This window comes from uncultured Flavobacterium sp. (genome assembly GCF_937967675.1).
Taxonomy (GTDB): domain Bacteria; phylum Bacteroidota; class Bacteroidia; order Flavobacteriales; family Flavobacteriaceae; genus Flavobacterium.
Map to the genome: position 1 here is coordinate 1 of NZ_CALBSN010000173.1, position 7147 is coordinate 7147.

Here is a 7147-nt window from a genome sequence, read left to right on the forward strand (position 1 = left end):
AGATAAAGGAACTGATACAGATGAATGGGCTTTAGAAAATGGTTATATTTCGATTGTGCCTGTGCAATTTGATTTAACAGCTCATCATACAATTCAACAATTGAATTCTTGGGAATTATAAATTTAGACGATTAAAAAATGAAATATTACATCATAGCAGGAGAAGCTTCGGGCGATTTACATGGTTCAAATTTGATGAAAGCTTTGTATGAAAAAGATCCATCAGCCGAAATTCGTTTTTGGGGTGGCGATTTGATGCAAAATGTGGGCGGAACTTTAGTAAAACACTATCGCGAATTAGCTTTTATGGGATTTATTGAAGTTGTAATGAATTTAAAAACCATTCTGAACAACATCAAAATATGCAAAAAAGACATTGAAGCGTTTCAACCAGATGCCATAATTTTCATTGATTACCCAGGATTTAATATGCGCATCGCAACTTGGGCAAAAGAGCGCAACATTCCAACCCATTATTATATTTCGCCTCAAATTTGGGCTTGGAAAGAAAATCGCATCAAAGCCATTAAACGCGATGTTGATTTTATGTATGTAATTCTTCCGTTTGAAAAGGATTTTTATGAGAAAAAACACAATTTCCCTGTTCATTTTGTCGGACATCCGCTAATTGATGCTATTGCAAGTAGAACGGAAGTTTCAGATGAAATTTTCAGAAAAGAAAATCATTTATCAGACAAACCAATTATCGCATTATTACCGGGAAGTCGCAAGCAAGAAATTGCTAAAATGCTTTCGATTATGCTTTCGGTTGTAAAAGATTTTCCGGATTATCAATTTGTAATTGCGGGCGCTCCAAGTCAGGAATATGAGTTTTACAAAACGTTTTTAACGAATGAAAATGTGAAATTTATTTCGAACAAAACTTATGATTTATTAAGTCATTCACACGCTGCTTTGGTAACTTCTGGAACCGCAACTTTAGAAACGGCTTTATTCAATGTTCCTGAAGTGGTTTGTTATAAAGGAAGTTGGGTTTCATATCAAATTGCCAAACGCATCATCACTTTAAAATACATTTCACTTGTGAATTTAATCATGGACAAAGAAGTGGTTAAAGAATTGATTCAAGATGAATTGAACACGAAGAATTTAAAATTAGAATTGAACAAAATTCTGAATTCAGAAAGTCGAAACATTTTATTGAACAATTATGCCGATTTAAAACAGAAATTAGGAGGCGAAGGTGCAAGTAAAAAGACTGCAGAACTAATTCTAGATTCTTTCAAAAAATAAAGAATATTCTTAATTATTTAGTAGAAAATTAACGGATTTTTTGTATTTTTGGAAGTAAGAAGTCCCTACTCCTTAAAACTAAATACTACTTCAAAAACAAAAGTGATTGAAAGTATTTAAGTTTCCTTTACTTACCATTACTATTAGTTTTGCAATAGGAATTATTGCAGAATACTATTTGCAATGGGGTTTTTCAACTCTCATAATTTCACTTTTGTTAGGTTTAGGATTATTTTGTTTTCTATACTGGAAAAGTAAAAAAGTTTTGCTTCAAGATTCTTTTTTCGGAATTACCACTTACCTACTCGCTTTTACTTTAGGAATGATGAGTTTTTATATTCATTCCGATTTGAATTCGAAACATCATTACACTAAAAAGTCATTTGAAGAATCCAATTCCATTCGAGCCATCGTTACTACAACTTTAAAACCGAATGAGAAGTACAACAAATATTTCATTTCTCTTTCACATTTTAATGATTCCATTGCTTCTGGAAAACTATTACTTTATGTTCCAAAATCCAACATTGAGATCTTACATTCTGGTGATGAAATTTGGTTGAACAGCTCGATTTATCACATTCCAAAAGCTTTTAATCCGTACCAATTTGATTATTCGAAATATTTAGAAAAGCAAAACGTATTCCATCAAATTTATACACAAGAGAATCAAATCAAAATCGTTCAAAGACACAAAACCATTGATTACTACATTGAAAATTTAAGAAATAATCTTAGTAAAAGTTTTGAGATTCATCAATTTGATTCCAAAACCAAAGCCATAATTGACGCCTTAATTTTAGGACAACGATTAGAATTAGATAAAGAAACGATTGCCGATTATTCCAATGCAGGTGTGATTCACATTTTAGCGATTTCAGGATTGCATATTTCCATCATTTACTTTTTTATTGTGTTCTTGTTGAGGCCACTAAAAAGAGTTCGTTTTGGATCAGAAATTCAATTATTAATCGTCTTAGCAATTTTATGGTTATTTGCTTTGCTTACGGGTTTGCCAGCTTCGGTAACCAGAGCGGTGACTTTATTTAGTTTCATAAGTATTGGAAACTATTTCAATCAGCCGAAAGCGATTTATAATGCGTTAGCTATTTCCGCTTTTTCAATTTTATTGGTAAAACCGAATGCGATTTTTGATATTGGATTTCAATTGAGTTATGCAGCCGTTTTATCAATCGTTTTGTTTCAACCTTTTTACAAGAAATTCTATTTTTCCAAAAATAAAATAGCGGTTTACTTTACCGATACTGTTTTGGTTTCATTGGCGGCTCAAATCGGTGTTTTACCTTTAAGTTTGTATTATTTTAATCAATTACCTTTGCTTTTTTTATTGGCGAATTTGATTATTATTCCACTTTCGAGTTTGGTTTTGATTGTTGGAATTGTGATTTTATCACTTAATTATATTCTTCCTTCTGTTGCGGTTTTTCTTGGGGAAATTTTAGAGTTCAGCATTCAATTTATGAACGATTATATTCATTGGATTGCCCAATTTAAAAGTGGTATTATCACGAATATTTCGTTTTCTGGTTGGTTGACTTTTTCAATGTATTTAGTCATTGTTGTTTTTATTTATTGGATGTATCATACAAAAACTAAAAATATAAAATACATTTTTGGAACAATATTACTCTTTCAATTGAGCTACATTAGTGTAAAATGGAACGAAAATCAAGGAAGGGAATTGGTGGTTTTTAATGAAAAATCGACTTTAATAGGAATCAAAAATCAAAATAGTGTTATTGCATTTACTGATATTCCGGAAAATCACAACACAACTTTAAATCATTACATTAGAGGAACATTTTCAGATTCATTGCGAATTTTTCCGATGCAAAATGCAATATCCTTTCAAAATAAAAGAATTTTAGTTATTGATAGTTTGGGTATTTATAAAACTTCGATCCAACCTGACATTATTGTTTTAACTCAAAATCCAAAAATCAATTTAGCAAGATTGATAAAAGAAATGCAACCAAAAGAGATTGTTGCAGATAAAAGCAATTACAAAAACAACATAAGTACTTGGAATGCAACATGCAAAAAAGAAAAAATCCCTTTTCATGCTATAGCCGAAAAGGGATTTTATAGATTGAAATAGTTCTTATTTGTTTTGGATAATTTGATTAGCTCCGTCAATCCATACTTTTGGACCTCCGGCCACATAACCTGTACTTCCTAAAGCTGTTAAATTTACTTTAGCTTCAGCGGTTTTAGCAGCACTTACAAACCAAACTGTAGGATATCCTCTAACTTGTAATTGTTGCTGTAACTGCGCATTTTGCATTTTTACAGCATCTGTTTGTTCGTTTTTTCTAGGAAAATCTAATTCTACTAAAACCACATTTTCTTTTGCCCATTTGATAAATTCTGGGGTTTTGAAAACTTCTTTTTGCAAACGAATACACCATCCACACCAATCAGAACCCGTAAAAAACAAGAACAAAGGTTTGTTTTCTTTAATGGAAATATCAGTTGCTTTTGACATATCAGTATGCCAAGTTAATTCTTCTTGCGCTTGTATTGACATACTCGTCAAAGTTAAAAACGCTATAAATAAAATCTTTTTCATATTGTAAATTTATAAAACAAAATTAAGCAATTAAAATGCCAAAAATAACGGTTACTTAACTTCTTGCATTAATTTCCTAACGATTGGCGAAATAGCAATAAGAACTAATCCAGCAACTAAAGCATAAATTGCTAATTGTTGATAGCCATCGGTGTAAGCAATTAATTTTTCTGATTTGGTTGCATTTTCATTGGCAATTGACATTCCAGCACCCAAGATTCCAGCAACATATTGACCATAAGCACTTGCTAAAAACCACATTCCCATCATAACACCTTGTAATTTTACGGGCGAAAGTTTGGTCATAATCGATAATCCGATTGGGGATAAACAAAGTTCTCCAAATGTGATGATGAAATAGGCCAATGTAAATATTTCTAACGAGGTCATTCCATCAATGTTTGCAAAAAACCTTGTAAAATAGAACGTGTAAAAAGCTAAGGCTAAGAATAAAAATCCTAATCCAAATTTCACCACTGTATTCGGTTCGGCTTTTCTGGTATTCAACCAAACCCAAACCAATCCTAAAAGTGGTGCAAAAATGATTACGAATAGTGAATTTGCAGCATTATTTACTCCGTTAGGATCTAAATTAATGCCTAAAAAATCACTATCTAAATTGTTGGCGGCAAATAAACTCAAGGAACCTCCACTTTGCTCAAAAAACGCCCAAAACAAAATTGAAAACACAATAAAAACCATTGCAGCAATCAACTTCTTGTTTTCTTGAATCGAAAAGTTTCGCATTTCGTAAGCCAAATACAACAACGTAACAGGACCAATCGTATACATAAAATAATCTGTATATTCAGGATTTGAAACCATTGTCATAATTAATGGAATGGCTACTAATGTTCCGATGTAAGTTGCATATTCATATAATTTCCTTTTCGAATCTTGCAAATGCAACAATGGAGAAAGTCCGATTGTTGCCATACTTTTTTGAGTAAACAAGAACGTAACCAAACTAATTGTCATTACAATTCCTGCTAAACCAAAAGCTAAGTTCCATGAATAATTTTTTCCGATATAAATACAAGCATAACCTCCTAAAAGCGCACCAATATTAATTCCAGAGTAAAACAATGAAAAACCAGCATCTCTTCTTGAATCATTTGCTTTATACAAAGTTCCTACCATAGTAGAAATATTGGGTTTGAAAAATCCTGTTCCAATTACAGTGAAAGCAATTCCCAAGAAGAAAAATTGTTTTGGATCGATGGCAAGAATGGCACTTCCCACAATCATCATAATTCCACCCCAAAAAAGCGATTTTCTGTAACCTAAAATTTTATCCGCAAATAAACCTCCAACAAATGTGAAAGCATAAACGAAAGCTTGTGTAGCGCCATATTGTAAATTAGCCACATCTTCTTTCATGAACAATTGATGTACCATGAAAAAAGTTAACATTCCGCGCATTCCGTAAAAACAGAAACGCTCCCACATTTCACTAAAGAACAAATACCAAAGTTGCTTTGGATATTTACCTTCAAAATTCTGAATTTCCTCTATTGTTTGCATTATTTTTCTTTATTTAACTCGTATCTAATTCTATCTTGATTTATGATTTGCTTTAAATCTTCCTCTTTTGGCATGTATAGCATATATTGACTTGTAAAAAGGTTATTCTTGTCACTTAATACAGAATATTTCACAATAGTTTCATCTTTCTCAGAGCAAAGCAAAATTCCAATTGTTGGATTATCACCTTCATTTCTTTTTAAATCATCATACATTCTAACATACATATCAATTTGTCCAATGTCTTGATGTGAAAGTCTATCTGTTTTTAAATCAATAATTACAAAACATTTTAAAATGTAATTATAGAAAACCAAATCAATATAAAAATCGGAAGTATCCGTTATAATATGTTGTTGTCTTGCAACAAACGCAAATCCTTTTCCAAATTCCAATAAAAATTTTTGAATATGTTCAATAATCGCAGATTCTATTTGAAACTCAGTATTTTTTGTGTCATTTGAAAGTCCCAAAAATTCAAATATATAAGGATCTTTTAAAACAGAATGAATTGAAAGTTCCTCTTTATTAGAATCAGGTTTTAAAGTTCTTTCAAAACTTAGCGATTTTATTTGTCGTTCTAATTCCCTTGAATTCCATGCGTTTTCTGCAGCTTCATTTAAATAGAATGTTCTTTTTTCTACAGAATCAACTTTAGACAATATTCGATAATGTGTCCAGCTCAATTCTTGACGCAATGCGTCAATATTTGAAAAAGACAAATAAAATTTTCTCATATTCGTAAGGTTTGTGTAATCAAAACCCTTTCCAAATTCTAAGGTTAATTCTTTTGAAAGGTTTTTTAACAAACTAGAACCATAAATAGCTCGAACTTCACCCTGTTGCTCTTCTTCAACTATAAGCTTGCCAATATTCCAATACGTTTCTAACAAAACGAAATTAACAGAACGATATACTTTTTGACGAGAAATTAAAATTACTTCTCGAATGGAATTAAAAAATAGTTCGTTAGTCAAACTCATCTTAATGAATTCCTTTTTCTTGCATTACTTTGTTTAGTTGTTTCAATAAAATAAACATCAACATAGTCGCAAACATTAATAATCCGAAGTTAATCCAAAAGAAATCTTGTTTGTTGTCATACGTATCCCAAAGACTCGCTAATACACCACTCAATTTATTTCCGATAGATGTTGATAAAAACCAACCTCCCATCATTAAAGAAGTAATATTCGTTGGGCTCAATTTAGAAACGACTGACAATCCCATCGGACTCAAAAATAACTCTCCAATTGTGATTACACCGTAATTAGCAACTAACCACCAAACACTCACTTTTTCAGTTCCGTTTGCTCCCATATTTACGGCTGCAATCATTACTAAAACGGATAAAGCTGAAATCAATAATCCGAATGCAATTTTGGTTGGTGTAGATGGCTCTTTCTTTCTACTTCTTAAAAATGTAAAGAAAGCCACAACTAATGGTGTTAAAATAATTACCCAACCTGGATTGATTGACTGACTCAAATTGGTTGCCCAAAGCGAAACTTTTGAGCCTTCTTCAGGTAATTTATCTTTCGCTACGTTTCTGAAATAAACGGGATAATCAACTGTTTTTTGAACTTCGCCATCTACTTTTTGAATTCGGAAACTCGCATCGTATAATTCAACGGTGTCTTTTTTGTATTCTACTTCTTTGGCTAATTTCAATCCATTGAAAACCGTTTGAGTAGTTCCTGTTATTTCTCTATCAGTATAACGGTCTGCCCAAGTTGTTAATGCCGAGCCATTTAATTTGAATACCGCCCAGAATAAAAT

General features: G+C 31.6%; 5 protein-coding genes and 2 pseudogenes. 3 read left to right on the plus strand and 4 right to left on the minus strand.

From position 1 onward, the window contains the following. The 3 genes and pseudogenes from Q0075_RS11650 to Q0075_RS11660 all read left to right on the plus strand — a co-directional run. A pseudogene (locus Q0075_RS11650) lies at positions 1 to 121 on the plus strand (5'/3'-nucleotidase SurE); the annotation flags it as partial. Positions 122 to 138: 17 nt separating this feature from the next. Beyond that, complete coding sequence (gene lpxB, locus Q0075_RS11655; protein ID WP_297869660.1) at positions 139 to 1254, plus strand: lipid-A-disaccharide synthase; 1116 nt, start codon at positions 139 to 141, stop codon at positions 1252 to 1254. A gap of 106 nt (positions 1255 to 1360) precedes the next feature. Further along, positions 1361 to 3373: a ComEC/Rec2 family competence protein gene (locus tag Q0075_RS11660; RefSeq protein ID WP_297869661.1), complete on the plus strand. Its 2013-nt coding sequence runs from the start codon at positions 1361 to 1363 to the stop codon at positions 3371 to 3373. Positions 3374 to 3376: 3 nt separating this feature from the next. Here Q0075_RS11660 and Q0075_RS11665 read toward each other — a convergent pair whose 3' ends face one another. From Q0075_RS11665 to Q0075_RS11680, 4 genes and pseudogenes are all read right to left on the minus strand, one after another. Beyond that, positions 3377 to 3844 carry a thioredoxin fold domain-containing protein gene (locus Q0075_RS11665; RefSeq protein ID WP_297869662.1) on the minus strand — a complete coding sequence of 156 codons (468 nt, stop codon included), beginning with the start codon at positions 3842 to 3844 and terminating at the stop codon, positions 3377 to 3379. Positions 3845 to 3895: 51 nt separating this feature from the next. Continuing rightward, positions 3896 to 5368: a peptide MFS transporter gene (locus Q0075_RS11670; protein WP_297869663.1), complete on the minus strand. Its 1473-nt coding sequence runs from the start codon at positions 5366 to 5368 to the stop codon at positions 3896 to 3898. Beyond that, positions 5368 to 6351 carry a PDDEXK nuclease domain-containing protein gene (locus tag Q0075_RS11675; RefSeq protein WP_297869664.1) on the minus strand — a complete coding sequence of 328 codons (984 nt, stop codon included), beginning with the start codon at positions 6349 to 6351 and terminating at the stop codon, positions 5368 to 5370. The genes Q0075_RS11670 and Q0075_RS11675 overlap by 1 nt, the downstream gene beginning before the upstream one ends. A 1-nt stretch (position 6352) precedes the next feature. Then, a pseudogene (locus tag Q0075_RS11680) lies at positions 6353 to 7147 on the minus strand (MFS transporter); the annotation flags it as partial.